Raw genomic sequence first — 22,211 nt, 5'->3', positions numbered from 1 at the left:
CCTGGCCGACCTCGATCGTGACGTTTCCCGGCCCCCGCGTTTCCGGGTTCGATGTCTCCGGCCGCTGAGGCTTCCGCCCGGTTGTCAGGGCAGGCCGTACCGTTTCCTGATCGCCGTGGCCTCCTCCTCGGACACCTGGCGCGGCGTGCGGGCCAGCGTCTGCCGCAGATCAGCCAGGATCCTGTCCGCCGACCCCCGAAGGCGCGTACGGTGACCGACGAGCTGCTCGTCGAAACGCTTCGCCGCCGGCCCCGTCCACACTCCGCCGGAGTGGAACTCCTGAAACGGCGTCTCGAAACCGCTCTCGACCTCCTGGACCAACGGTTCGATCGTCCGCAGCGCGTCCTCCAACGCGGCATGAAGCGGATTGGGCACCAACCTGGTCATGAGCTTCTCTTCGAGGAGGGACTCGCGGACGGGGCACCGGCATCGGTGATGAGCCTCGGCGCGATCAACTTCATCAACGCCAGCACATCAGCGGCGTTGTCACGCCCTGCGGCGCCGACCTCCAGCTGAACGGTGATCTGTGCTTTGCCACGCGAGAGCAGTGCGTATGCGGCGTTTCTCTCGCTGTCCTTGTCCTTGAAATAATAGCCGACAGCGCCGGGAACAATTTCAGGAAGCGGAGGGGCCCCGGTCTCGATCTGTTCCTTGACTTTTTCTGAATAGCCTCCGGCGGTAAGACCGACCTGTAATACCTTTAATTGGTCGCCGTCTCTCCTGTAGACCGTACAGGTTCCGTACCCGATCCCCCCCATGAGCTCCAGATCAAATGATCCACGGACTACCGGATCACGCGTTCCCGTCATCATCTCAATTGCTTTGAGCGGGATATGATCACAGGCATAAGGTGGCGCCGCCACCGAGGGCAACGGGCTCCTTTCGGTCTTGACGACGCCGCGTCCGCAAGCGACCAGCAATCCAATTCCGCACACCAGGACTCCCATCACGGGGAGCAGTCTTCTCGCCATCATCTGTTCTTAACGAATGCGGTGGAGAACCCGTCGTTCATATACCTTTCAACCTCATACCAGATTTTTTTCGACGGCCCCTCGCGAAGCCAGCGCTGATAGGCGACGAGACGTCGGTTCTTCTCTTCGTTGCTTACCGCATTTTTGTCGATCATCTCATCCCTGGACATGAGGGTCCGGCCATCCGATTTGAGGAAGTTGTTGGGATTCTCGCGAGGGTCGTCCCCCTTCCTCAGGCCTTCGAGCGAAGCCCAGGGGTGGGTCTTTGCGGTGGGTTCGACCGAACCAAACAAACCGTGCTTGAGCATGGACTGGACAGCGACATCTTGCATTATCTTCATAGACTGGTCGACGGCTACGTTGGCGTCATCAATGGCGTCGTCCTCCGCGTGCCCCTTTGCGCTGTCCTCGATGATCCCCGTCCACGCCCCCACGACACCGGCCGCGACCGGCCAGGCACCTTTCTGCGGAAAAGCGAGTGCGGTGTTCACCGCCGCCGTGAGCAGTTTCACGTTCCGCTCCTGCGCCTCATCCAACTCCTTGCCCTTCTCGATCTTGGACAGGCCGGCAACATCAGTGATCATGCCGAACCCCGCTCCGACACGTGCCGCATTGACCTTGAGCGTGTCGTCACCCCGGCCATCGGCCAGTTCAGCGGCTCCGTGATCGAAAAGCCATCGTGTGAACGCCGTCTGAGCCGCCAGAACAGGGGCGAACGCCTGGGAGTCCGTGAAGGCCTCCTTCATCACCTGGCGTAATTCCTCTTTTTTGAACTGCGCCCCCCATGGATCTCGTCCAGGTGAGCTTGGATTGTCCGATTTCCGGGCCGCAGGAACGACGAAATCCGCGCCATCCTGAGCGACACGGTCCACGTCACTGATGTAACCGGCGAGGATGCGACCGGTTGAGACGGGTTTTACGAACTCCGTGAGGGAGCTCCCCGAATTGATCTGTTCGGCCCCCAGGTGGATGAGCTCCGAGGCGATTTTTGCCGACAGGTAACCCCGCGACGGGTGTTGTGGGGAACCGTCGTGGTCGCGGAAGGTGAGCGTCGCCGCCTCCAGGGCCTTGCCCAGTGCTTCGCCGCCATCGGTCATGCTCCACTCCGTCAGGAAGTGCTTGAGCGCGGTGGAGTCGCCCGCGAAGAAGTCCTGGGCGGCTGCCGGATTGCGGCTGAGTGCTTCCATGAGCGGCACCATGACGTTCGACTTGATGCCCGGCGGGTTGGGTTCGCGGTCCCAGGCGTCGAGTTTCCTGGCGACGGAGAGCAGGAAAGGAGATGCGAAGGTGCCGTATTTCAGTGCCTCCGCGACCGCGCGATACTCGTTTCCCGGCCATCCCAGGGCGGGCCTTGAGACCAGTTCGTCACGCCAGGTGTCGGGAAGTTTCGAACTCGCCGTTCCCAGGGTCTTGCCGAGGGCGGCCTGCAGGCGTTTCGCCTTCTTGCTGTCGCCCTGTTCCACCGCCTTCGCCATCAGCTCGCGGAACCCCGTGGCGCCGAGGGTGGTCATCAGGCCGAGGGCGAATGTCTTGTCGCCGGTGCGTTTCTCCAGCTCCGCCAGGGTCCTGTCGTCGGCCTCGCCCTTCTGCGCGGCCTCGGTCAGTTTGAGGGTGGCGGCGTAGACGTCGGGGTCGTGGGCGGCCTTGCCGTACAGCTTCTCGTCGAAGGTGGGCAGGCCGAAAGGGGTCGTGTCGAGGGAGGAGGCCGTTCCCCAGGCGGTGCGTTCTGCGCGGATCGTCTCGCTGCGGCGACGCAGGTCGGGGCGGCTGGTCTCGATCCAGCTCCGTATCTCGCGCAGGGCGTTCAGGCCCGAGGTGTCCAGGTCGAGTTTCTGCAGGGCGCTGCGAATGCGGGGCTCGTTCCTGCCGAGGGTGTCCTGTGCCCTGCCGAGTCCCCGTTCGAAGTCGTCCATCGAGGCGGGGTCGATTCCCGAGTACTCACCGTTGACGCCCGGGGCCGGATGCGGCATGGGCACGGGAGCGGCGGCTTTCGCCTGGGACTCTCCGGCCTGCTGACCGGTGGACGGCCGAGGCGGCGCCGAGACCGTCGGCAACGGCGAGGGCGTGGGATATGGATGAGCCATGAGAGGGGAGGGCTCCAACGCGGTCGGCAGAATACGGCGACTACGGCAACAAGATTATTTTCCATCCACTTTTAAGTAAAGATCTCCGCAATATGGAGCACGTCTACCACCGTCCTGTGAAGTCAGGGAAAATCACAGAATCCCTACCACATACTCCGATAAATCAAGACATCACTCCGTAAAACACCCAACCCACCACGGGAGGGATTTCTACCAGCCGATCCCATGATTTCCAGAGGGCCGAAACCCACCCCGCCGGGCACCCTCACCACGATCTTGAGGGTTTCGGTCCGTCCCTCACCCACCCGGCCGGCGGCCCCCCGCCCCGAGCTGACCAGGACAATTACCCATATTTTCGGTACATTGCCCCGATATGAGGAAGAGGTGACACCACCTAGGGGGAGCATGAAGGCCCGGATCACGGGCGTCGCGACGTATCTGCCGCCACGGACCATGTCCAGCGCGGAGGTCGAGCGACGGATCGAGGGATACGTCCCCCACCGAGGTGTCATCGAACGGATGACCGGCATCCGGTCACGTCACGTCGCGGAGGACGGCCAACAGGCCTCCGACCTGGCCGTCGAGGCCGTGAGGAGGCTCGACCACACCGACGTCGATCTGTTGATCTTCGCCTCCGCCTCGCAGGACATGGTCGAGCCCGCGACCGCGCACATCGTGGCCGCCAAGCTCGGGCTCTCGTGCCCGGTCTTCGACGTCAAGAACGCCTGCAACAGCGTGCTGAACGGCATCCAGGTGGCCGAGGCGCTGATCCTGACCGGGGCGCACCGCAGGGTGCTGGTCTGCTCGGGCGAGGTCCCCTCGCGGGCGGTCCGCTGGCGGGTGCGCGACCACGCCCAGTTCGCCGAGTCCTTCGCCGGATACACGCTGTCGGACACCGGGAGCGCCGTGATGCTGAGCGCGGACGACGAGCGCGGCATCTTCTACCGCGACTTCACCGCCGACTCGACCGCGTGGGCGATCGGCACGCTGCCCGGCGGCGGCTCCGCGCATCCGCGCGACCCCGAGTACTCCTACTTCCGCGGTGACGGGCGGCGTCTGAAGGAGGCGTTCGAGCTGGCCGGTCCTGACGTCTTCCTCAACGCGCTCAAACGCACCGGCCTGGGCTGGGAGGACTTCGCCCTCGTCGCGGTGCACCAGGTCGCGCTGCCGTACCTGGACCATCTGGCGGCCACGCTCGGCATCCCCCGGGACAGGCTCGTGGTCAGCCTCCCCGAGCACGGCAACTGCGCCTCGACCACCCTGCCGTTGCAGCTCGCGCTGGGCGACTGGCGACCGGGGGACATGGTGGCGCTGCTCGGCCTGGGCGGCGGGATCAGCACCGGCGTGATGCTGGCGGAGATGTGAAAGAACCTGACGCGATGAACCTGTGGGTGGTCGTCCCGGCCTACAACGAGGCGCGGGGCATCGAGGCGACGCTCAGGGCGCTCGACGCGCAGGACGACCGTGACTTCACGCTCGTCGTGGTGGACAACGCCAGCACCGACGGAACCGCCGAGATCGTCGAACGGCACGGCGTCCGGGTGATCACCGAACGGCAGAAGGGCACCGGCGCCGCCTCCGACACCGGGGTACGGCACGCCATCGCCAACGGCGCCACCCACATCGCCAGGACCGACGCCGACTGCCTGCCCCGCGCCGACTGGGTGCGCGGCGTCAGGCGCGCCTTCGACGACGGGCTCGAAATGGTCGGGGGCAGGCTGCTGCCCAGGACCGACGAGTTCCCGCTGAAGTTCTGGGAGCGGCGGTTCATCCCGTTCGTGGTCGACGTGGCCGCGACGTTCGGCCGTTTCAGGCCGGGCAACCGGTCGCCGGAGTACCTCGGCCCCTACGTGATGATGCCGGGCTGCGCGATGGCCATCACGGCATCGCTGTACGAGCGGGCGGGCGGCTTCCCCAGGACCGCGATCGAGGAGGTCCACGAGGACCGCGCCCTGGTCAACCAGGTCCGCAGGATCACCTCCGCGTACGGCTCCCGCCGCGACGTGGTCGTCTACGGCTCGGTGCGCCGCCTGCGCGCCTACGGCCTGGCCGGGACCCTGGCGTGGTACGCCGACCACCGCTACCGCCCCGACGTGGTCGACATCCGGTGAACCACGAGACCAGGCTCCACCTGGCCGCCCACCCCTTCGCCTATCCGCTGGTGCGACTGCTGGCCCGGCTGGGTCCCGTGGTCCGCGTCCCCGGTCTCGGGGTGGTGGTCAACGACACCGCCACGGCGCGGGCCGTGCTGACCGACGGGCGTTTCCGCAAGGACGGCCCCGGCTCCCCCGGTGAGCTGTGGACGCCGGTGCTCGGCCCCTCGGTGCTGCTGAACATGGAGGGTCCCGGGCACGCGGCGCTGCGCAGGAAGCTGATGCCGCTGTTCACCCCCGGGTACGTCTCGGAGCTGGTCGCCGACGTGCTCCGGGAGCCGCTCGACGACCTGTCCGCGCGGCTCGGACGGGGTGAGACGGTCGATCTGGTCGACGTCATGCGGACGATGGCCGGGGCGGTGATCTGCCGGGTGATCGGCCTCGGCGAGGTCTCGGCGGCCAGGGCCAGGGAGCTGTTCGCCGAGGGGGAGCGGGTCGTCTCGATGGTCTCGCTGCGCTCCCGGCGGCTGAACGAACGGCAGGTGGCGATCGCCAGAGGCGTGCTCGACCGGATCGGGGACATCGCGCAGGCCGCCTACGAGGCCGGGGACGAGTCCACGGTCATGGGCAGGATGCGGGCTCAGGGGCTGTCGGCCGCCGAGGCGAGGGGGGCGGCGGGCGCGTTCTTCCTGACCGGGACGGAGACGGTCGCGACCTTCGTCCCCCGGCTGGTCGCGCTGCTGCACGACCACGGCACCCGGGTGGACGACCTGGACCGGGTGATCGACGAGGCCATGCGGGTCACCACCCCGACCCCGGTGATGCTGCGCTCGGTCGGTGAACCGGCCAGGGTCGGGCGGCTGGCCGTACGGCCCGGCGACCGGGTGGTGATCGTGACGCACAACTGCGCCCGTTCCTACGGCCCCTTCGACCCGTCCAGGAGACATCCGCCGGAGCTGCGGCGGATCTGGTTCGGCGCGGGGGCGCACTTCTGCATCGGCTACCCGCTCGCCCTGGCCGAGATCAGGGCGGTGGCCTCGGTCCTGCTCTCCCACGACGTCCGTGTCGTACGGCGGCGCGCGGCCAGGGGTGTCCTCATCCCCACCTACGAACATCTGTGGATCAAGGCGGCATGAACGACATCATCACCGGGATCCTGGAGACCGCCCGGCGGGAGCCGTACCGGACCGCCCTCATCGACGGGCGCGGGCGGGAGATCACCTACGGCGAGCTGGCCCGCAGGGTCGAGGCCGTGCGCGCCGCGATGACCGGGACCGCGCCGGGGCGGGGCGTGCTGTTCGCGGTACGGCCCGGCGTCGACGCCGTGGTGCTGGCGCTCGGCTCGGTCGCGGCGGGCGGGACGCTCGTGCTGGCCGACCCCGGGCTCGCCCCCGACGTGCTCGCCGCCCGGATGACCGCGACCCGCCCCGGGTGGGTGGTCGCCGAGTCCGTCCTCTACACCCTGAGCGGGCCGCTGCGGAGCCTGGCCCGCCGCCGGGGCCTGCTACTGCCGAACCTGCGCGACCCGCTTCCCGGCCACGCCGTACGGCACCTGCACACGGGGCCCTGGCTGCCCGGTGTGCCCAGGGGCGCCCTGAGCCTGTCACGCGTTCTACGGGGGACCGTTCCCGAGGACCGGGCGGAGCCCGTGAAGGCCGGAACCGGTTCCCAGGCCGAGCCCGGCACGGCCGGGTCCCGCCGTCCTGGGGAAGCGGGTGGCGAACAGACCGGTGAACAGCATGAAGGCCGTTCCGAGCGGCTGACCGGAGGACAGGCGGAGAACCGGGCGGGGGAAGAAGGCCGTGACCTTCCGCGAACCCCCCAGCCGGATATGTCCGGCGCTACCGCGCCAGACATATCCGAAATTTCACCAGATCAGCCTGCGGCGGTGATCTTCACCTCGGGAACGACCGCGCGTCCCCGGGGCGTGGTCCACACCCGGGGGTCCCTGGCGGCCGGCCTTGAGCTGTTCCGTGAGGCCTTCCCCCTCGGCCCCGGCGACGTCGTGCACACCGACCAGTTGATGCTGGGGCTGCCCGCGCTGCTCGCCGGGGCGACCTGGTCGCTCCCCGGGGGCGGCGACCTCGCCGAGGAACTCGCCGCCAGGAGGGCCACCCACACCTTCGCTGTCCCCGTCCACCTGGACAGGTTGCTGCGCCGTACGCCGAGGCTGCCGGAGACCCTGCGTTACCTGCTGCTCGGCGCGGCCCCCGCACCCGCGGGCGTGCTGCGCAGGGCCGTCGAGTCCGGGCCGCGGGTGCTCTCGGTCTACGCGATGACCGAGGCGCTGCCGATCGCGATCGCCTCGGCCGAGGAGAAGCTGGCCCACTCGGGGGGCGACCTCCTGGGCGCGCCGCTGCCCGGGGTCGGCGTGCGGATCGCCGACGACGGAGAGCTGTTCGTCTCCGGACCGCACCTGGCCCAGCGCTACCTCGGGGAGGAGCCGCTCACCGAGATCGCGACCGGCGACCTGGCCCGTGTCGAGGACGGCAGGCTGGTCCTGCTCGGCAGGAAGAAGGACATGATCCTGCGGGACGGGGTGAACATCTACCCCGGCCTGTACGAACCCGCGATCGCCGCGCTGCCGGGGGTCGCCGAGGCGGCCGTCGTCGGGATCGCCGACGCGGAGACCGGTGACGAGGAGGTCGTGCTCGCCGTCGTCCCCGCCGAGGGGTACGACGAGACCCTGCTCAGGAAGGCGCTTCCCGAGATCGTCGACGCCCTCGCCATACCCACCCGTATCGAGACAATCGATGCCTTCCCCCGCTCGGGTCGTGCTGACAAACTCGACCGCGCGGCCCTTCGCGAACTGGTGGCCCGCCGCCCGTGAACGCCGCCCGTGAACGCGCCTGAGCAACTGCCGAAAGGGGTGATCCGATGAGGATCGGGGTCACGGGGGCCTCCGGGTTCGTTGGCGGAGCGGTCTGCCGGGGCGCCGTGGACGAGGGCTGGCAGGTGTGGGCCTTCGGCAGACGCCCCCGCGTCGATCCCGAGCACGTGGGCGGCGCGCCGTACACCTCGTGGGACCTCCTGGGGGCCCGTCCGCCGCTGCCCGAGGTGGACGCGGTGATCCACTGCGCGGGAAGCGTCACCGACTGGGGCGCGTCCCCGGCGATCTGGGCGGCCAACGTGGACGGCACCCGCAACGCCGCCGCCGCCTTTCCCCAGGCCAGGTTCGTGCACGTGAGTACGGCCAGCGTCTACGACCCGTTCAAGCCGACCGTCATGGCCACCGAGGACGCGGCCCCGATCCGCCGGTACGCCAACGCCTACGGCGCCTCGAAGGCCGCCGCGGAACGGGCACTGGACACGGCGGTGATCCTGCGGCCGCACGCGATCTACGGCAGGGGCGACACCACGTTGCTGCCCCGCGTTCTTGGAGCGGTCCGGGGACGCAGGCTCCTGGCCGTCGGGGACGGGCGCCAGCGGATCAGCCTGACCTCGGTCGGCAACCTGGTCCAGGCGTGCTTACGGGCGGCGGCGGGTCCGGTGAAGTACGGCGTCTTCAACGTGACCGACGCCGAGCCCGTGGTCCTCGACGAGGCGCTGCGGGAGCTCATCGCGGAGCTCGGTATCGACGCCGAGCCGTACTATCTGCCCCTGGCGCTCGCCGAGCCCGCCGCCGCGATGGCCGAGGCGGTGTTCCGGATGCTGCGGCGTCAGCGTCCGCCACGGCTCACCCGATACGCCGTCGGTCACCTGGCCGTCGAACGGACCCTGGACATCACCGCGGCCAGGACCAGGCTCGGCTACCGCCCCTCAGCCACGTCCTTCACGGGCGCCGCCACCTGGTGAACCGGAGCCGCCACCCGGTGGACGGGCGCCGCCAGCTGGTGAGGACCGGACGTGCCTGACGGCGAACGCGACGGCCGCGACGACCAGGCCGACGGCGAAGAGCACACGTAGCCCGGTCCACAACGACCTCGTCAGCGCGTCGAAGACCGTGACGAAGACCCGCCCCTGCGCGCCGTCGTCCGTGACGTCGGACAGGGCGGTGTCCCGGACCACGACCAGCAGTACGGCCAGCACCGTCATGCCGCCGGCCAGCCCGAGCCCGACGCCGACCAGCGCGCACAACCGGTCCCCGGCCAGTGCCGTGCCCACCGCGAGCAGGACGATCGACAGGCTCAGCGTCGCCCATCTCCAGGGGACCAGGATGTCCCGTACCGTCACGACCCTGACCAGGTCGGTCGCGGAGAGCAGCTCGATCTCCGGGTGCAGCGCGGGCAGGCGCGTGGCGGCCGGGACGCCCTCGTGCTCCAGTTCGCCCTTGGCCATCTCGTAGACGGGGGTGAGGTCGAGGACGAGGTTGCCGCCCTGTGGGTCGCCGGACATGCGCCGGTGCGCCACCTGGTTGGCCCACCTCCAGATCTCGGGGAACCGGTCACCCGTGACGACCTTGTCCACCGCCATCCGGGCGGTGTGGTCGGGCACCGAGGTGTCCAGTTCCCGCATCGGCTCGGCGATCGCGGCGGTGACCCGGTCGGCGACGTCGTCCTGGATCGTGGAGTTCTCGGCGAGCGGGTCCACCGTCTCGACGTAGCGTCCGGTTCCGACGGCCCGGTCCGCCATCCAGAAGCCGACGAGGGCGAGCGGCGCGCAGACACAGCCGAGCACGACGAGGACCGCGCTGATCGTCCTTCGCACATAACCGGGAATCCCCTTTCTCGCCCGGGAGATCCCGCGGGGAACCGTTTTTGACCGCGATTTGGAAGACCCGCAAACCACGGCAACCAGCGGGAATGCGCGCACCGAATCTTGACTCAGGCTTCTCAGCGCGTCGCGGGGGTACATAGGCCATTCACTCGAAAACCATCACTAACCTGCGGACACGGGGGGCCAGAGGGACGGGAGATGTCGACCAGATGGCAGGTAACAGGGATCACTCGGGAATCGGACGGGGTCTGGCTCTCACCCTGGGCTCCGCCGTGCTGTGGGGCCTGGCGCATCTGTGGACCGGACGGCGTGTGACGGGCGCGCTGCTGATGGGGACGTACCTGACCGTCGTCGGGACGGTCGCCTCCGCCCTCGTCACGGGCAGGCCCGAGGTCCTCTCCCTGATCGTGCAGCCCGGCTGGCTGTGGGTCCTCACGCTGGGCGCGATCCTGTTCGCCGTCGCCACGGTCGCCGTGGTCGTCCGGTCCTACCGGCTGGTGCGACCGGAGACGCTGTCCGGCCCCGCCCGTTACCTGTCGGCCCTGGCCGTCGGGGGGCTGTGCGCGCTGGTGGTCGCGCCCATGGCCTACGCGGCCCGGCTCGCCTACATCTCCCAGGAGGTCGTGACCTCGGTCTTCACCGAGAGCGCCACCCCGATCCCGGTCGATCCGTGGAAGGGTCGTGAACGGCTCAACATCCTGCTGATCGGGGCGGACGCCGCGGCCAACCGGACCGGGGTGCGCACCGACAGCATGACCGTGGCCAGCATCGACACCCGGACCGGTTCGACCGTGCTGTTCGGCCTGCCCAGGAACCTGGAGCACGTCCCGATGCCCGAGGGGCCGCCGCGTGAGCACTTCCCCTTCGGCTTCGGGGGCGAGCCGCCGTACTCCCCCGGCCTGCTCAACGAGGTCTTCCAGTACGCCGAGGAGCACCCCGACATGGTCCCCGGGGTCCCCGCGGGCAAGCGCGGCCCGGCGTTGTTGAAGCAGACGATCAGCGACTTCACCGGCCTCGACGTGACCAACTACGCGATGGTCGACATGTTCGGCTTCGCGAAGATCATCGACGCGATGGGCGGGGTGAAGGTCACCATCAAGGACCCCATCGTGTACGGCAGGCAGAACGAGGGCCTGATCCCGGCCGGAACCCGCAGGCTGTCCGGCGAGGAGGCCCTCTGGTTCGGCAGGTCCCGCACCTACGGCGACGACTACGTCCGGATGGGCAGGCAGAAGTGCCTGATGAACGCCGTCACCAAGCAGGCGGACCCGGTGACGGTGCTCAGGAGCTTCGAGAGGCTGGCCGACGCGACCGCGCACGCCGTCTCGACCGACATCCCGCGTGAGCTGCTGCCGAACCTGATCGAGCTGTCCGAGAAGGTGAAGGGTTCGAAGATCAGGAGCTTCCAGTTCGTCCCGCCGCTGATCGACACCGGCGACCCCGACTACCGCCTGATCAAGCACAAGATCGCCGCCATTCTCGCCCGGCCCGAGGAGTCCTCGGCCACCACGGCCTCAGGACCGAAGAGGACCGCCCAGCGGCACACCGGCGACGGCCCGGCCACTCTCGACGCCGTCTGCGGCTGACCTCCCGGGCCCCTGCCGTACCGGAACCCGTTCCAGGACTCTCCGTGGCGGGCGGTGTAACGAACGCGGGGAACGCGACACAGATGCGGTGAACCCACCCCGTTCGGGCTCAGGGAACCGGATATCCAGGTCACAGGAGCCTCATCAGCACCAATGGTGAACATGCGCCCCATGGGCCCCACAGAGCGTCACCGAACCCACACACAAGAACACGAAGCGGTAACAGTGCCCACCCCTTCAGGTGATCGGCTTGACACAAACCCCCGCCGAACCCTTATATACACCTAACCGACTTATTAAGTAGGAATTAGGGAGTAGTCATGAAAGCTCGCGGGGCACGCGGGGTGGTGGCGGCACTCGCCGTACTGGCGCTCACGACCTTGGCCGCGGCCTGCGGGAGCTCGGGAACGACAGGGACGTCTGGAAGCGGGGGCTCCAGCAGTGGCGGAGGCAAGCTCGCGGAGGTCCGGCTCGGATACTTCCCGAACATCACTCACTCAACGGCGCTCGTAGGCGTCGAGAAGGGCTTCTTCGCCAAGCACCTGGGCGGCACCAAGCTCACGACCACCACCTTCAACGCCGGCCCGGCCGCGATCGAGGCGGTCTTCTCCGGCGCCATCGACGCCACCTACATCGGCCCCAACCCCGCCATCAACGCCTGGGCCAAGTCCAAGGGCAAGGCCATCAAGATCATCGCCGGTGCGGCCTCCGGAGGCGTCTTCCTGGTCGTCAAGCCTGAGATCAACAGCGTCGACGACCTCAAGGGCAAGAAGATCGCCACCCCGCAGCTCGGCAACACCCAGGACGTCGCCCTGCGCTACTGGCTGCAGGAGAAGGGCCTGAAGACCGACACCAAGGGCGGCGGCGACGTCAACATCGTCCCGCAGGAGAACTCGCAGACCCTGCAGACCTTCGCCACCGGCGACATCGACGGCGCCTGGGTCCCCGAGCCCTTCGCCAGCCGCCTGATCCAGGAGAGCAAGGGCAAGGTCCTCATCGACGAGCGCGACCTCTGGCCGAACAAGCAGTTCGTGATCACCCACCTGATCGTCCGCCAGGAGTTCGCCGCCCAGCACCCCGACGTCGTCAAGCAGCTCCTCGAAGGGCACGTCGAGGCCAACGCCGCGATCAACGCCGACCCCGCCGACGCCGCGAAGACCGTCAACGCCGCGCTGGAGAAGCTGAGCGGCAAGGCGCTCAAGCCCGAGGTCATCGACAGCGCCTTCAAGAACATCACCTTCACCAACGACCCGATCGCCTCCTCCCTGGTCGCCAGCGCCGACCACGCGGTCAAGATCGGCCTGCTTGAGCCCGTCGACCTGACCGGCATCTACGACCTCAAGCCCCTCAACGAGGTCCTCAAGGCCCAGGGGCAGTCCGAGGTAGCCGACAAGTAAGTCCCCACCACCCGATCCGAGTCCCCCAGGAGGGCACAGTGACAGCTCCGCTCACGGAGCGGGCCGCCCGCCGGGCCGAGGGCGACGAGCCCGCGGTCCGGCTGGACGGCGTCTCCAAGATCTACGGCCAGGGCAGGAACGGGCTGCTGGCTCTCGACAGCATCTCGCTCTCCGTGGCGCCCGGTGAGTTCGTCAGCCTGCTCGGCGCCTCAGGCTGCGGCAAGAGCACCCTGTTGTCCCTGGTCGCCGGGCTGGACAGCCCGACGGCCGGCACGCTGAGCGTCGGGGGACGCAAGATCGCGATGATGTTCCAGGAGCCCGCGCTGTTCCCGTGGCTCACCGTCGCCGCCAACGTCGAGATGGCGCTGCGGGTGCAGGGAGTGGCCAAGCGGGAACGGCGTGACCGCGCCGCGGAGTTCCTGGACATCGTCCACCTGGGCGGATTCGGCGCCAAGCGCCCGCACGAGCTGTCCGGCGGCATGCGCCAGCGCGTCTCCCTCGCCCGCGCGCTCGCCCAGGAGGCGGACGTGCTGCTGATGGACGAGCCGTTCGGCGCGCTGGACGCGATGACCCGTGACCTGCTCCACGACGAACTCGAACGGATCTGGCAGAAGCGCGGCCTCAGCGTCCTGTTCGTCACCCACAACGTCCGCGAGGCCGTACGGCTCGGCGACCGGGTCGTGCTGCTGAGCAGCAGGCCGGGCAAGGTCGCCGAGGAGTTCGAGGTGGACATCGAACGGCCCCGCCTCACCGACTCTCCCGAGGTGGCCGAGCTGGCCTCGACCATCACCGCCCGACTGCGCCAGGAGGTCCTGCGCCATGGCCGTTGACCAGGCACCCGCCGCCGGTCAGCCCTCCGACGTCCACGCCAGGCAGCTCGCCGGGCTCGACGCCCTCGAACTGGGCGGCGGCACCAGCAGCGGACTGACCTCCCAGGTCTGGGGCCGCGTCTGGCCGATGCTGCTCGCGATCTCCATCGTGCTGGCGATCTGGCAGGGCGTCGTGTGGAGCGGCCGGTGGCCCGAGTACGTCTTCGCGGGCCCGGCCGAGACCTTCGGCAAGCTGGGCGAGCGGTTCACCGACCCCGAGTACTGGCAGGCCATCGCGGTGACGATGCGCCGCGCGGTCACCGGCTTCGCGATCTCCGTGGTCATCGGCCTGGTCATCGGCGCCGTGGTCTCCCGGGTCAAGGTGCTCAGGGCGGCCTTCGGCTCGCTGATCACCGGCCTGCAGACCATGCCGTCGATCGCGTGGTTCCCGCTGGCGATCCTGCTGTTCGGGCTGACCGAGAGCGCGATCACCTTCGTGGTCATCCTCGGTGCCGCGCCGTCCATCGCCAACGGCCTGATCACCGGTGTCGACTACACCCCGCCGATCCTGCTGCGCGCCAGCCACGTGCTGGGCTTCCGGCGCCTGCAGCTCTACCGGTACGTGATCCTGCCCGCGTCGCTGCCGTCGTTCCTGGCCGGTCTCAAGCAGGGCTGGGCGTTCGCCTGGCGTTCGCTGATGGCCGGTGAGCTGGTGGTCATCATCGCCCACCAGTCCTCGCTGGGTGAGCGGCTCTACTACGACCGCGAGCTCGCCGACTCGGCGGGCCTGCTCGCCACGATGATCGTGATCCTGGTGATCGGCGTCGGCATCGACCTGCTGTTCGAGACCGGCGACAACGCGCTGCGCCGCCGCTGGGGCCTGCAGCAGGTGCGTAGCTGACCGACATGCGGCTCTCCGCCAGAACCCAGTACGCGCTGCGGGCGGTCACCGAACTGGCCGCGGCGCCTCCGGGCCCCGTCCCCGCAGAGAAGATCGCCGTCGCGCAGAACATCCCGAGGAGGTTTCTGGACAACATCCTGCTGCAGTTGCGCAGGGCCGGGCTCATCAACAGCCAGCGCGGTCCCGACGGGGGTTACTGGCTGGCCAGGCCCCCCGAGCAGATCACCCTGGCCGACGTGATCATGGTCGTGGAGGGCAATCCCGAGCAGTCCCCGCGCGCCGACTACCCCGGGGTGGCCAGGCCTCTGGCCGACGTGTGGAGCGCGTTGCGGGAGCACGAGGAGACGCTGTTGAGCGAGATCACCTTCGCCCATATCGCGAAGGACGCCCTCCCCTGACGCCCGCGCGAGCCACCAGGCGGTGGAAGGGCCGGATCACGCCGAAGTAGGGGTGCCACCGGAATACGACGGAAACGGACCGCGCTGGGACGCCGACCGGACAAAACTCAGGTTCTGAGTGGTCGGTCTGCCAAGAACCCGGCCGCCGCCGGTCATCACCCGCGCCTGGTCATCGGCGACGGCGCCGAGGGCCGTCCGACAGCGGCCCGTATACCGGCTGTGGGTGTTCGAGCCGGACACGCGCCGGGCAGCGGCGGTGATCTGGCGTCGGGCCTGGACGAGTTCGAGGTCCACCAGCATGGCGACCGGCCGTCTGGGGCGAGGCCGCCGACACCTTCTTCCCGTGGGTGAGCTGGGGCCAGTCGGACCGGCCCGGTTCGGCGTGACCGTCGACCCCGACGGGCAACAGCCGAGCCGGATCATAGGCGGCGGGAAGATCAACCAGCCCACCGGCGCCGGGACTTCATGATCGCTCTCACGGGCATCGGCCGTCCGCGGGCTCCCGGCGGCCGGAAAACACCGAAGCGGCTACTCACCATAGTCATTCCCAAGCGGAAACCCTCCTCCGCCGGTTCCTCGTCTTCGAGGTCAATCGCTACGCCATAGACATTTTTAACGATAGGGAGGGCCCTCCGCCCCCCATTAGCACTAGTAGTCGCTAGTCAACTGGCCACGCGGTAATCCCCCTCTCTCGAAGAGAGCCCGAAGTGCCACCTTTGGTGCGCTACGACGTACTACAGTCAGTTAGACCTGTCGGGTCTTCTCCGCCTTCGACCGGACCTAGGGCGGCCGAAGGCCATCCCGGCCGAACCTCCCCCCAGGAGGACGGCCGTTCTTCCGAGAAGAGGCAGGTACAGATGGGTCGGCGTAACAAGCGCAATACCATTGGAGAGAATCCGAAGGAACCGTGGAAGATCGTCGCCGCCGTCGCCGCGACAGGACGCCTCCTGCTGGAGGCGCACCGGGCACTCAGGGACGGCCTCGCCGATCAGATCCGGGAAGCTCTGAGGAACCTCTTTAATGGCTGAGGACCCTAACGCCTACCCCTACAGGAGAAAGCGCTAGGGCCTCACCCATCACACCGAGGGCTGCACGCCATGGTCGCCAACCAGTGCAGCCCTCTTTTCTATGCCCAAGATCGCATAAGCGAACCGAGCCACTACACAGAGCACCCCCTGGAGCACTCTACGTAGAAGAGGTTGCCTCTTCATCGATAACAAGCCGAGTACATCAACGAACGGTGCGCATCTTCAGGGAAACCGGACAATAAGGCACTTTGTACCAATAGTCATTATTATACCATATGTCCTATATATACCAATTTCCATTGGGCACTCATGGGCACATATGGTTACATAAGGGATATTCCCCTCGGGGACTACAGTTGTTTTTAAGTCAATCGTGATCATGGCGTTATTTCCTTCGGGCCTTCATCGCTGGTCGGCTACAGCAATCCGAAGGTGGTGCATGCGCAGGTGCTCGCCTGCTCTCTTCCGACGGGGAGATGTCATGTCGACCAGCTCACACTCATCCCGGCGGGAACGCATCGGTAGTCGCCCATCAGCGCAGACGAAGGCGCTGTGGCCGTCCTCGTTTCACGACCTCACGCCTGTCACCGGCAAAACTCATGAACCACCTCCGCAGAGGTGGGCCTGGGACTCGCTCCGATAGGAACACTCCGGGTTGGCGACGTCGTGAGCGAAGAATCGCGTCCCCGCAGGGCCGACTTCGGCGTGCATGTTCCAGTCGCAGGCTGGACAGCGCAGTTCGAGGCGGGGGCGCACTCGGTGGACGCTTGACCAGGGCGGGTCCTCGCGGGTGGCATCGAGAAGCCGATGTCGGCAAGGGGCGGTGAGTGGCACCGGAGGACTCCCTCGCTGAGGCGGCAGCCGTCGAACGTGATCACCCTGAGTAGGCGGTGCGGAGATTCCACGCTGACCGCGCTCGGCGACATTTCGGCCTGGTGATCTGTGCCCAGCGGTGCCGGGTCGCGGGGTCGCGGTCCGCTTGCCGGCGGGCGAGCGCTTCGGGTGAGACGCGGGCGTAGCGGGCCAGGGAGGCGACGGAGTTGTGGCCGGAGTAGGCCAGGAGGGTGGAGGTGGTCTACGAGGCCCCACCTACGCGCCGGGCTCGGCCCCCAGGGCGTCAGGGTGAGCGTGGTCGAGCCCGCCATGACCGCCGCAGAACTCCAGGGGCACGTCACCGACGAGGGCGTCAACGCCCGGGTCGCCCAGGCCCGCGAGTCGTCCGAGTGGCTCTCGCCCGACGACGTGACCGAGGTGGTCGCCTTCACGGCCTCGCGTCCCGCCCACGTCACCCTCTTCAAGACGGTCGTCCACCCCACCCGGCAGGCCTGACATGGTCGCCGCGGCGGCTGGGCGTCGAGGTCATCGACCTCTGCCAAGCGCACTGGCCCGACACGGGCCAACCACTCGACTGGAACGGCGGCGGGCGCTCGCCCAACACCACTCCGGTCGATGAGACGCTGCAGGATCAGTCCCGTCAGCAGGGTCAGATAGAAGGCGCCGACCGCCCGCCGCGTCGCTGGGACGACGTCCCTTCGGCGAGCCAGTGGGTCGGTTCCAGGCGTGCGGCCTCCTGAGCGTCAGCCAGTGCTTGGCGCGGCTGTGGCCTGCGCTCGGCCTGAGCGAAGGCTTCGATGCCGGCCACGAAGACCGGGCGGTGGAGCTCGATCGCCTGCTGCCTCCCCCTCACGTGGCACTTCGCCCACCATGGCCTGACGCAGCTTGTCGGCCTACTCGGCGGTCGCCTCGACCATGGCGTCGGCCGGCAGCGCGTCCTTCGATCAGCTTGTCTCGTTCTTTCGCTCCGCCACCCTGTCCAAACAAGTGTCACAAACAGATGTTTTGCACAAATGTTTCAAACATGTGTATGGTCATCGACATGGCACAAGCAACCGCAGCGGCCACGGCCGCGAGCGACTTCAGTCGCCTGGCCAGACACATCCGGCAGGCCGGACTCCTCGACCGGCGCCCCCGCTACTACCTGATCCGGATCAGCGCCGTCACAGCCGCCTACCTCGCAGGGACGGCGGCGTTCCTATGGCTGGGCGACTCCTGGCTCCAGCTCCTGCCGGCCGTCTACTTCGCGATCGTCTTCGCTCAGGTCGCCCTGGTTCTGCACGATCTGGCTCATCGGCAGGTCTTCGCCGATCGCCGCCCGAGCGAGATCCTCGGGCGGCTCGGCGGCAACCTCGCCATCGGCCTCGGCTACGGCTGGTGGATGAACAAGCACACCCGCCACCACGCCAACCCCAACCACGAGGAGCTCGATCCGGACGTCACACCCGACGTCCTGGTGTGGTCACAGGAACAGGCACGCAACGCGCGCGGCCTGGCCCGGCTCATCGGCGGCCGGCAGGCGTTCCTCCTCTACCCGCTGCTCCTGCTCGAAGGGCTCAACCTGCGCGTCGGCGGTGTGCGGGCACTGCGGCAGCCCTGGATGAAACAGCGCGTCCTGGAGGGCGCGCTGCTGTTCGCGCACTTCGCCTGTTACCTGGGTGGGCTGGCGTGGACCCTGTCACCGGGCAAGGCACTGGCCTTCTTCGCCGTCCACCAGGGGCTGTTCGGCGTCTACATGGGCTGCGTGTTCGCCCCTGGTCACAAGGGCATGCCGACCCTCACGGGGGAGGCCAAGCTCGACTTTCTGCACAAGCAGGTCCTCACCACCCGCAACGTACGCGGCGGCCGGTTCATCGACCTCGCCATGGGCGGGCTCAACTACCAGATCGAACACCACCTGTTCCCCAGCATGCCCACCCCCAACCTGCACCTGGCGCAACCCATCGTGCAGGCCCACTGCCGGCGATTGCGTCGGCCGTACCACGAAGTCAGTTTCGTCGCCTCGCACGCCGAGGCGCTGCGGCACCTGCACCAGGCCGGTGCTCCGCTCCGAGAGAAGGGCCGCTCATGAAAGCCGGACGCAAACAGTGGATCGGACTGGCCGTCCTGGTCCTGCCGGTGTTGCTGATCTCCGTCGACCTGCACGTCTTGTCGTACGCGCTGCCGTTCATCAGTGCCTCCCTGGCACCGAGCGGCTCCCAGCTGCTGTGGATCATCGACATCTACCCGTTCATGCTCGCCGGGCTGCTGCTGCCGATGGGCACGCTCGGTGACCGGGTCGGGCGGCGGCGGCTGCTGATGGCCGGGGCCACCGCGTTCGGGGCCGCCTCCGCGGTCGCCGCGTTCTCTCCCAGTGCCGACCTGCTGATCGTCACCCGTGCCCTGCTCGGGGTGGGTGGCGCCACGTTGATGCCCTCGACGCTGTCGCTGATTCGCAACATGTTCCACGATGACGGCCAGCGCCGCGTCGCGATCGCCATCTGGACCGGCGCGTTCGCCGGCGGCGCGATGCTGGGCCCGCTGATGGGGGGCGCGTTGCTGGAGCACTTCTGGTGGGGCTCGGTGTTCCTGGTCAACCTGCCGGTCATGGCGCTGCTGCTGATCCTGGCGCCGCTGCTGCTGCCCGAGTCGCGTGACCCGCGTCCGGGCAGGTTCGATCTGCTCGGCGTGGCCCTGTCGCTGGGCGCCATCCTGCCGACGATCTACGGGATCCAGCACATCGCCCAGGACGGCCTCGGCTGGGCGCCGGTGCTGGCCATCGTGGCAGGGCTGACGCTGGGGGCCGCCTTCGTCAGGCACCAGCGCTCGATGGCCGATCCGATGCTGGACGTGCGCCTGTTCGGCAGCCGCGCCTTCACCGCCTCGATCGGCGCCAACACCCTCGGGGTCTTCGCGATGGTTGGCTCCAGCCTGTTCACGACGCAGTACTTGCAGATGGTCATGGGTGCCAGGCCGCTCGTCGCCGGACTGTACGCGCTGCCGTCGGCGGGCATGGCGATGTTCGCCGCCGGGCTCGCGCCGGTGCTGGTCCGCAAGGTCAGGCCGGGACTGGTGGTCTGCGCCGGGCTGCTCGTCGGCGCGAGTGGGTTCATGCTGCTGTCCAGGCTGGACGTGACGGGACAGAGTGGTTTGCTGATCGCCGGGATCATGCTGATGGCCGGGGGCGTCACGCTCGTCCTGACGGTCTCCTCCGACCTGATCATCGCCACCGCTCCGCCGGAGCGCGCGGGCTCGGTCGCCGGGCTGTCGCAGGTGGCCACCGAGTTCGGCGGCGCGCTCGGCATCTCCCTGCTGGGCAGCATCGGCGCCGCCGTCTACCGGGGGCACCTCGGTGAGACGGGCGCTCCGTCAGCGGCGCTGGACACCCTCGGCGGCGCCCTGGAGTCGGCGCGGCACCTGCCGGAACCGGCCGCGACCTCGCTGGCCGCCGCCGCCCGCGAGGCCTTCACACAGGGTCAGCACTACGCCATGCTCGCCGCGGCCACCGCGTTGTGCGTGATGGCGGTGCTCGCTCCCGTCATGCTGCGAGCCGTACGGCAGGCGAAGGGCACCCCGGCGCCGCCACAGGACCAGCACGCCGGCCGCCACGCGATGCGCTGAAGAGGCCGCGTGCCACGGCAGGCGGAACGGGGCGGGCCGGAACGAGGTGCGCAGAACGGGGACGCTGGGCGAGGAGCCTGGAGTGGGGCGGCTGAAGCGGTCAGGCGGGTGCCGCTTCTCCGCCTCCCGCCGCCTGGACGACCGCGCGGAGGCCGGTGGCCAGGTCGCGGGCCGTCGGGGCGCTGTCGGGGTCGATCTGCCACCGCACCAGCAGCCCGATGAACAGCGTCAGCAGCACCTGGGCCCCCGCCTCGTCGTGCCCGGGCAGGCGCGCGCTCAGCTCCCGCTGGGCCAGCGTCTGCCCCTCGGCCAGCCGGGCCCGCACATCAGGCAGGTGAGCGGCCTGTGCGAGCGTCTCGACGTTGGCCCGCCAGACGGTCGGGTTGGTGCGGAAGGACTCGATCAGCTCACCCCAGAAGGCTTCGAACCACTCCTTGGAGTCGCCGGGAAAGGCCTTGAGGATCTCCGTGACCGCCTCGCCGGTCACCTCGATCATCGCCTGGGTGAGCAGCGCGTCCTTGGAGCGGAAGTGGTAATTGATCGCGGCGAGGTTGCTGCCGGAGACGGCGATGATGTCGCGCACCGTCGTGCGGGCGTATCCGCGCTCGGACAGGCACTGCTTGGTTGCGGCCAGCAAATCCTCAGGAACTCCCACGTGATGATCCTACCAACGCCGCAAACAAGTGTTTCAAACAGCCGAAGACCCGCCCGCGTCGGCTGCGGGCGCGGGCAGGACGGTGGTGGCCTGTTGATGCTGGGCGGGGTCGGTCTGCTGGGCGTGGTCACCGCCTCATTCGCCTCGTGGTTCGTCTCCCGCTTCGACGACCCACACGACCGACCCCAGACCCCGAAATATCAACAAATAGCGGGGTGTATCACTCGACCGGCAGCAGCCCGCGCTCGGCGAAGACCTTCTTCGCGGTGAGCGTCGCGTTCAGCGCCCGGGGAAAGCCGCAGTAGGCCGCCGATTGCAGGAACGCCTCGATGATCTGCTGCGGCGTCAGCCCGACGTTGAGGGCGGCGTTGATGTGGACGGTGAGCTGCGGCTCGCAGCCGCCGAGCGCGGTCAGCATCCCGAGCGTGACGAGCTGCCGGTCCCGGGGTTCGAGACCGGGACGGGAGTAGATCTCGCCGAACCCCCACGCGACGATCTGGTGACCGAGCTCCGGGGCGACGTCCTTGAGCGACTCGATGACGTTCGCGCCGGCCGTGCCGTCCACGGCGTCGAGCATCGCCAGCCCGTGCTCGTAGCGCTCCTCGCGGGTCGTGCTCTCACCCATGGGAACTGCCCCCTTCTTCCTGTTCCGTGCCCAAGCCCTACGTGACGCCGGGACCGTGCCCCTGCCCTCACCTGGGAGAGTCCGGCGCTTCGGCGACCCCTTGTTCGCCACATCGAACAGGCTAGAAGTTAGAGCGCGCTCTAAGTCAAACCCTTCCCCCGAAAACCCCACAAAGTAGCACTAATTACGCAATCAGCGACATTCTCCCGAATCGACGCACCACAGAGACCCGTCAACCCCTGACCGATATATCCCATTTAGGTAGGAAAAAATACGAAGTGACTTATCGGAGGGAAAGTACTGGTATCAGGCGCGCCATCACCTAACTCCTCGTGCCGTTCTCGTTTTTGCCGGCGCCGCCCGCCGTCCGGCGTGGCATGATTATCACTCTCAGACCTTGCAATGATTTTCATAATCAGATTGGATCGTCGTCGTGAGGGTGGCTTTCGTCGGTAAGGGCGGCAGTGGGAAGACGACCGTGTCGGCGCTGTTCGCACGTTATGTGGCGAGCCGGGGGCTGCCGGTCGTGGCGATCGACGCCGACATCAACCAGCACCTGGGCATGGTGCTGGGG

20 protein-coding genes and 1 pseudogene are annotated in these 22,211 nt (G+C 68.2%); 15 read left to right on the top strand and 6 right to left on the bottom strand.

What is annotated here, in order from left to right:
- Positions 1-84: 84 nt before the first annotated feature.
- From ABZ463_RS25150 to ABZ463_RS25140, 3 genes are read right to left on the bottom strand one after another with little or no spacing between them, the layout of a single operon-like run.
- Positions 85-387, bottom strand: coding sequence for a hypothetical protein (locus tag ABZ463_RS25150; RefSeq protein WP_362779545.1), 303 nt, complete (start codon positions 385-387; stop codon positions 85-87).
- Positions 384-950, bottom strand: a complete 567-nt coding sequence (locus ABZ463_RS25145; protein ID WP_362779542.1) for a hypothetical protein — start codon at positions 948-950, stop codon at positions 384-386. Before ABZ463_RS25145 ends, ABZ463_RS25150 begins: the two co-directional genes overlap by 4 nt.
- Positions 951-970: 20 nt before the next feature.
- The gene (locus tag ABZ463_RS25140) at positions 971-2,884 is read right to left on the bottom strand and encodes a DUF6571 family protein (protein ID WP_362779539.1); all 1,914 of its coding nucleotides are present in this window, start codon (positions 2,882-2,884) and stop codon (positions 971-973) included.
- 576 nt (positions 2,885-3,460) lie between these two features.
- Between ABZ463_RS25140 and ABZ463_RS25135 the strand changes: the two genes are divergently transcribed.
- From ABZ463_RS25135 to ABZ463_RS25115, 5 genes are read left to right on the top strand one after another with little or no spacing between them, the layout of a single operon-like run.
- Positions 3,461-4,420, top strand: a complete 960-nt coding sequence (locus ABZ463_RS25135) for a ketoacyl-ACP synthase III (RefSeq protein ID WP_352015057.1) — start codon at positions 3,461-3,463, stop codon at positions 4,418-4,420.
- Between the two features lie 14 nt (positions 4,421-4,434).
- Positions 4,435-5,166, top strand: a complete 732-nt coding sequence (locus tag ABZ463_RS25130) for a glycosyltransferase (protein WP_352015058.1) — start codon at positions 4,435-4,437, stop codon at positions 5,164-5,166.
- Positions 5,163-6,284 carry a cytochrome P450 gene (locus ABZ463_RS25125; RefSeq protein ID WP_362779534.1) on the top strand — a complete coding sequence of 374 codons (1,122 nt, stop codon included), beginning with the start codon at positions 5,163-5,165 and terminating at the stop codon, positions 6,282-6,284. The genes ABZ463_RS25130 and ABZ463_RS25125 overlap by 4 nt, the downstream gene beginning before the upstream one ends.
- The gene (locus tag ABZ463_RS25120) at positions 6,281-7,978 is read left to right on the top strand and encodes a class I adenylate-forming enzyme family protein (protein ID WP_362779531.1); all 1,698 of its coding nucleotides are present in this window, start codon (positions 6,281-6,283) and stop codon (positions 7,976-7,978) included. The genes ABZ463_RS25125 and ABZ463_RS25120 overlap by 4 nt, the downstream gene beginning before the upstream one ends.
- Before the next feature lie 47 nt (positions 7,979-8,025).
- Positions 8,026-8,943 (top strand): NAD(P)-dependent oxidoreductase, encoded by a 918-nt coding sequence (locus ABZ463_RS25115; protein ID WP_352015061.1) that lies wholly within the window; start codon positions 8,026-8,028, stop codon positions 8,941-8,943.
- Here the strand turns inward: ABZ463_RS25115 and ABZ463_RS25110 are convergent.
- The gene (locus tag ABZ463_RS25110; RefSeq protein WP_352015062.1) at positions 8,908-9,795 is read right to left on the bottom strand and encodes a hypothetical protein; all 888 of its coding nucleotides are present in this window, start codon (positions 9,793-9,795) and stop codon (positions 8,908-8,910) included. The genes ABZ463_RS25115 and ABZ463_RS25110 overlap by 36 nt on opposite strands.
- A gap of 218 nt (positions 9,796-10,013) precedes the next feature.
- Between ABZ463_RS25110 and ABZ463_RS25105 the strand changes: the two genes are divergently transcribed.
- The 9 genes from ABZ463_RS25105 (at position 10,014) to ABZ463_RS25065 (ending at position 20,357) form a co-directional block, all read left to right on the top strand.
- A complete protein-coding gene (locus ABZ463_RS25105; protein WP_362779527.1) occupies positions 10,014-11,390 on the top strand; it encodes an LCP family protein in 1,377 nt (458 codons plus the stop codon).
- Positions 11,391-11,710: 320 nt separating this feature from the next.
- Positions 11,711-12,787: an ABC transporter substrate-binding protein gene (locus ABZ463_RS25100; RefSeq protein WP_352015064.1), complete on the top strand. Its 1,077-nt coding sequence runs from the start codon at positions 11,711-11,713 to the stop codon at positions 12,785-12,787.
- Positions 12,788-12,825: 38 nt separating this feature from the next.
- Positions 12,826-13,617, top strand: a complete 792-nt coding sequence (locus ABZ463_RS25095) for an ABC transporter ATP-binding protein (protein WP_362779524.1) — start codon at positions 12,826-12,828, stop codon at positions 13,615-13,617.
- A complete protein-coding gene (locus tag ABZ463_RS25090; RefSeq protein ID WP_362779522.1) occupies positions 13,607-14,497 on the top strand; it encodes an ABC transporter permease in 891 nt (296 codons plus the stop codon). Before ABZ463_RS25095 ends, ABZ463_RS25090 begins: the two co-directional genes overlap by 11 nt.
- 5 nt (positions 14,498-14,502) lie before the next feature.
- Entirely contained in the window at positions 14,503-14,895 is a 393-nt protein-coding gene (locus ABZ463_RS25085; protein WP_352015067.1) for an Rrf2 family transcriptional regulator, read from the top strand.
- Positions 14,896-15,752: 857 nt separating this feature from the next.
- Entirely contained in the window at positions 15,753-15,923 is a 171-nt protein-coding gene (locus ABZ463_RS25080) for a hypothetical protein (protein ID WP_352015068.1), read from the top strand.
- 1,122 nt (positions 15,924-17,045) lie between these two features.
- A complete protein-coding gene (locus tag ABZ463_RS25075; RefSeq protein ID WP_352015069.1) occupies positions 17,046-17,252 on the top strand; it encodes a hypothetical protein in 207 nt (68 codons plus the stop codon).
- 547 nt (positions 17,253-17,799) lie between these two features.
- The gene (locus ABZ463_RS25070; RefSeq protein ID WP_362779519.1) at positions 17,800-18,828 is read left to right on the top strand and encodes an acyl-CoA desaturase; all 1,029 of its coding nucleotides are present in this window, start codon (positions 17,800-17,802) and stop codon (positions 18,826-18,828) included.
- Positions 18,825-20,357, top strand: coding sequence for an MFS transporter (locus tag ABZ463_RS25065; RefSeq protein ID WP_362779516.1), 1,533 nt, complete (start codon positions 18,825-18,827; stop codon positions 20,355-20,357). The genes ABZ463_RS25070 and ABZ463_RS25065 overlap by 4 nt, the downstream gene beginning before the upstream one ends.
- A 100-nt stretch (positions 20,358-20,457) precedes the next feature.
- On the opposite strand, the gene ABZ463_RS25060 is transcribed toward ABZ463_RS25065, so the two are convergent.
- Positions 20,458-21,012 (bottom strand): TetR/AcrR family transcriptional regulator, encoded by a 555-nt coding sequence (locus ABZ463_RS25060; protein WP_362779513.1) that lies wholly within the window; start codon positions 21,010-21,012, stop codon positions 20,458-20,460.
- Positions 21,013-21,232: 220 nt separating this feature from the next.
- Entirely contained in the window at positions 21,233-21,637 is a 405-nt protein-coding gene (locus ABZ463_RS25055; RefSeq protein ID WP_352015073.1) for a carboxymuconolactone decarboxylase family protein, read from the bottom strand.
- Positions 21,638-22,070: 433 nt separating this feature from the next.
- On the opposite strand from ABZ463_RS25055, the pseudogene ABZ463_RS25050 reads away from it, so the two are divergent.
- Positions 22,071-22,211 (top strand): annotated as a pseudogene (locus ABZ463_RS25050) (ATP-binding protein); the annotation flags it as partial.

Origin of the sequence: Streptosporangium sp. NPDC020145, assembly GCF_040631275.1 — a bacterium.
GTDB lineage: Bacteria > Actinomycetota > Actinomycetes > Streptosporangiales > Streptosporangiaceae > Streptosporangium.
The sequence above is the reverse complement of the archived record's forward strand: the minus strand, read 5'-3'. Positions and strand labels throughout refer to the sequence as shown.

What these genes read in the sequence shown, in the direction of transcription:
- ABZ463_RS25085 (WP_352015067.1), top strand. Translation starts at nt 14,503, where the DNA reads ATGCGGCTCTCCGCCAGAACCCAGTACGCGCTGCGGGCGGTCACCGAA.
- ABZ463_RS25130 (WP_352015058.1), top strand. Translation starts at nt 4,435, where the DNA reads ATGAACCTGTGGGTGGTCGTCCCGGCCTACAACGAGGCGCGGGGCATC.
- ABZ463_RS25115 (WP_352015061.1), top strand. Translation starts at nt 8,026, where the DNA reads ATGAGGATCGGGGTCACGGGGGCCTCCGGGTTCGTTGGCGGAGCGGTC.
- ABZ463_RS25055 (WP_352015073.1), bottom strand. Translation starts at nt 21,637, where the DNA reads ATGGGTGAGAGCACGACCCGCGAGGAGCGCTACGAGCACGGGCTGGCG.
- ABZ463_RS25120 (WP_362779531.1), top strand. Translation starts at nt 6,281, where the DNA reads ATGAACGACATCATCACCGGGATCCTGGAGACCGCCCGGCGGGAGCCG.
- ABZ463_RS25135 (WP_352015057.1), top strand. Translation starts at nt 3,461, where the DNA reads ATGAAGGCCCGGATCACGGGCGTCGCGACGTATCTGCCGCCACGGACC.
- ABZ463_RS25105 (WP_362779527.1), top strand. Translation starts at nt 10,014, where the DNA reads ATGGCAGGTAACAGGGATCACTCGGGAATCGGACGGGGTCTGGCTCTC.
- ABZ463_RS25090 (WP_362779522.1), top strand. Translation starts at nt 13,607, where the DNA reads ATGGCCGTTGACCAGGCACCCGCCGCCGGTCAGCCCTCCGACGTCCAC.
- ABZ463_RS25070 (WP_362779519.1), top strand. Translation starts at nt 17,800, where the DNA reads ATGGCACAAGCAACCGCAGCGGCCACGGCCGCGAGCGACTTCAGTCGC.
- ABZ463_RS25100 (WP_352015064.1), top strand. Translation starts at nt 11,711, where the DNA reads ATGAAAGCTCGCGGGGCACGCGGGGTGGTGGCGGCACTCGCCGTACTG.
- ABZ463_RS25140 (WP_362779539.1), bottom strand. Translation starts at nt 2,884, where the DNA reads ATGGACGACTTCGAACGGGGACTCGGCAGGGCACAGGACACCCTCGGC.
- ABZ463_RS25150 (WP_362779545.1), bottom strand. Translation starts at nt 387, where the DNA reads ATGACCAGGTTGGTGCCCAATCCGCTTCATGCCGCGTTGGAGGACGCG.
- ABZ463_RS25065 (WP_362779516.1), top strand. Translation starts at nt 18,825, where the DNA reads ATGAAAGCCGGACGCAAACAGTGGATCGGACTGGCCGTCCTGGTCCTG.
- ABZ463_RS25080 (WP_352015068.1), top strand. Translation starts at nt 15,753, where the DNA reads ATGGGTCGGCGTAACAAGCGCAATACCATTGGAGAGAATCCGAAGGAA.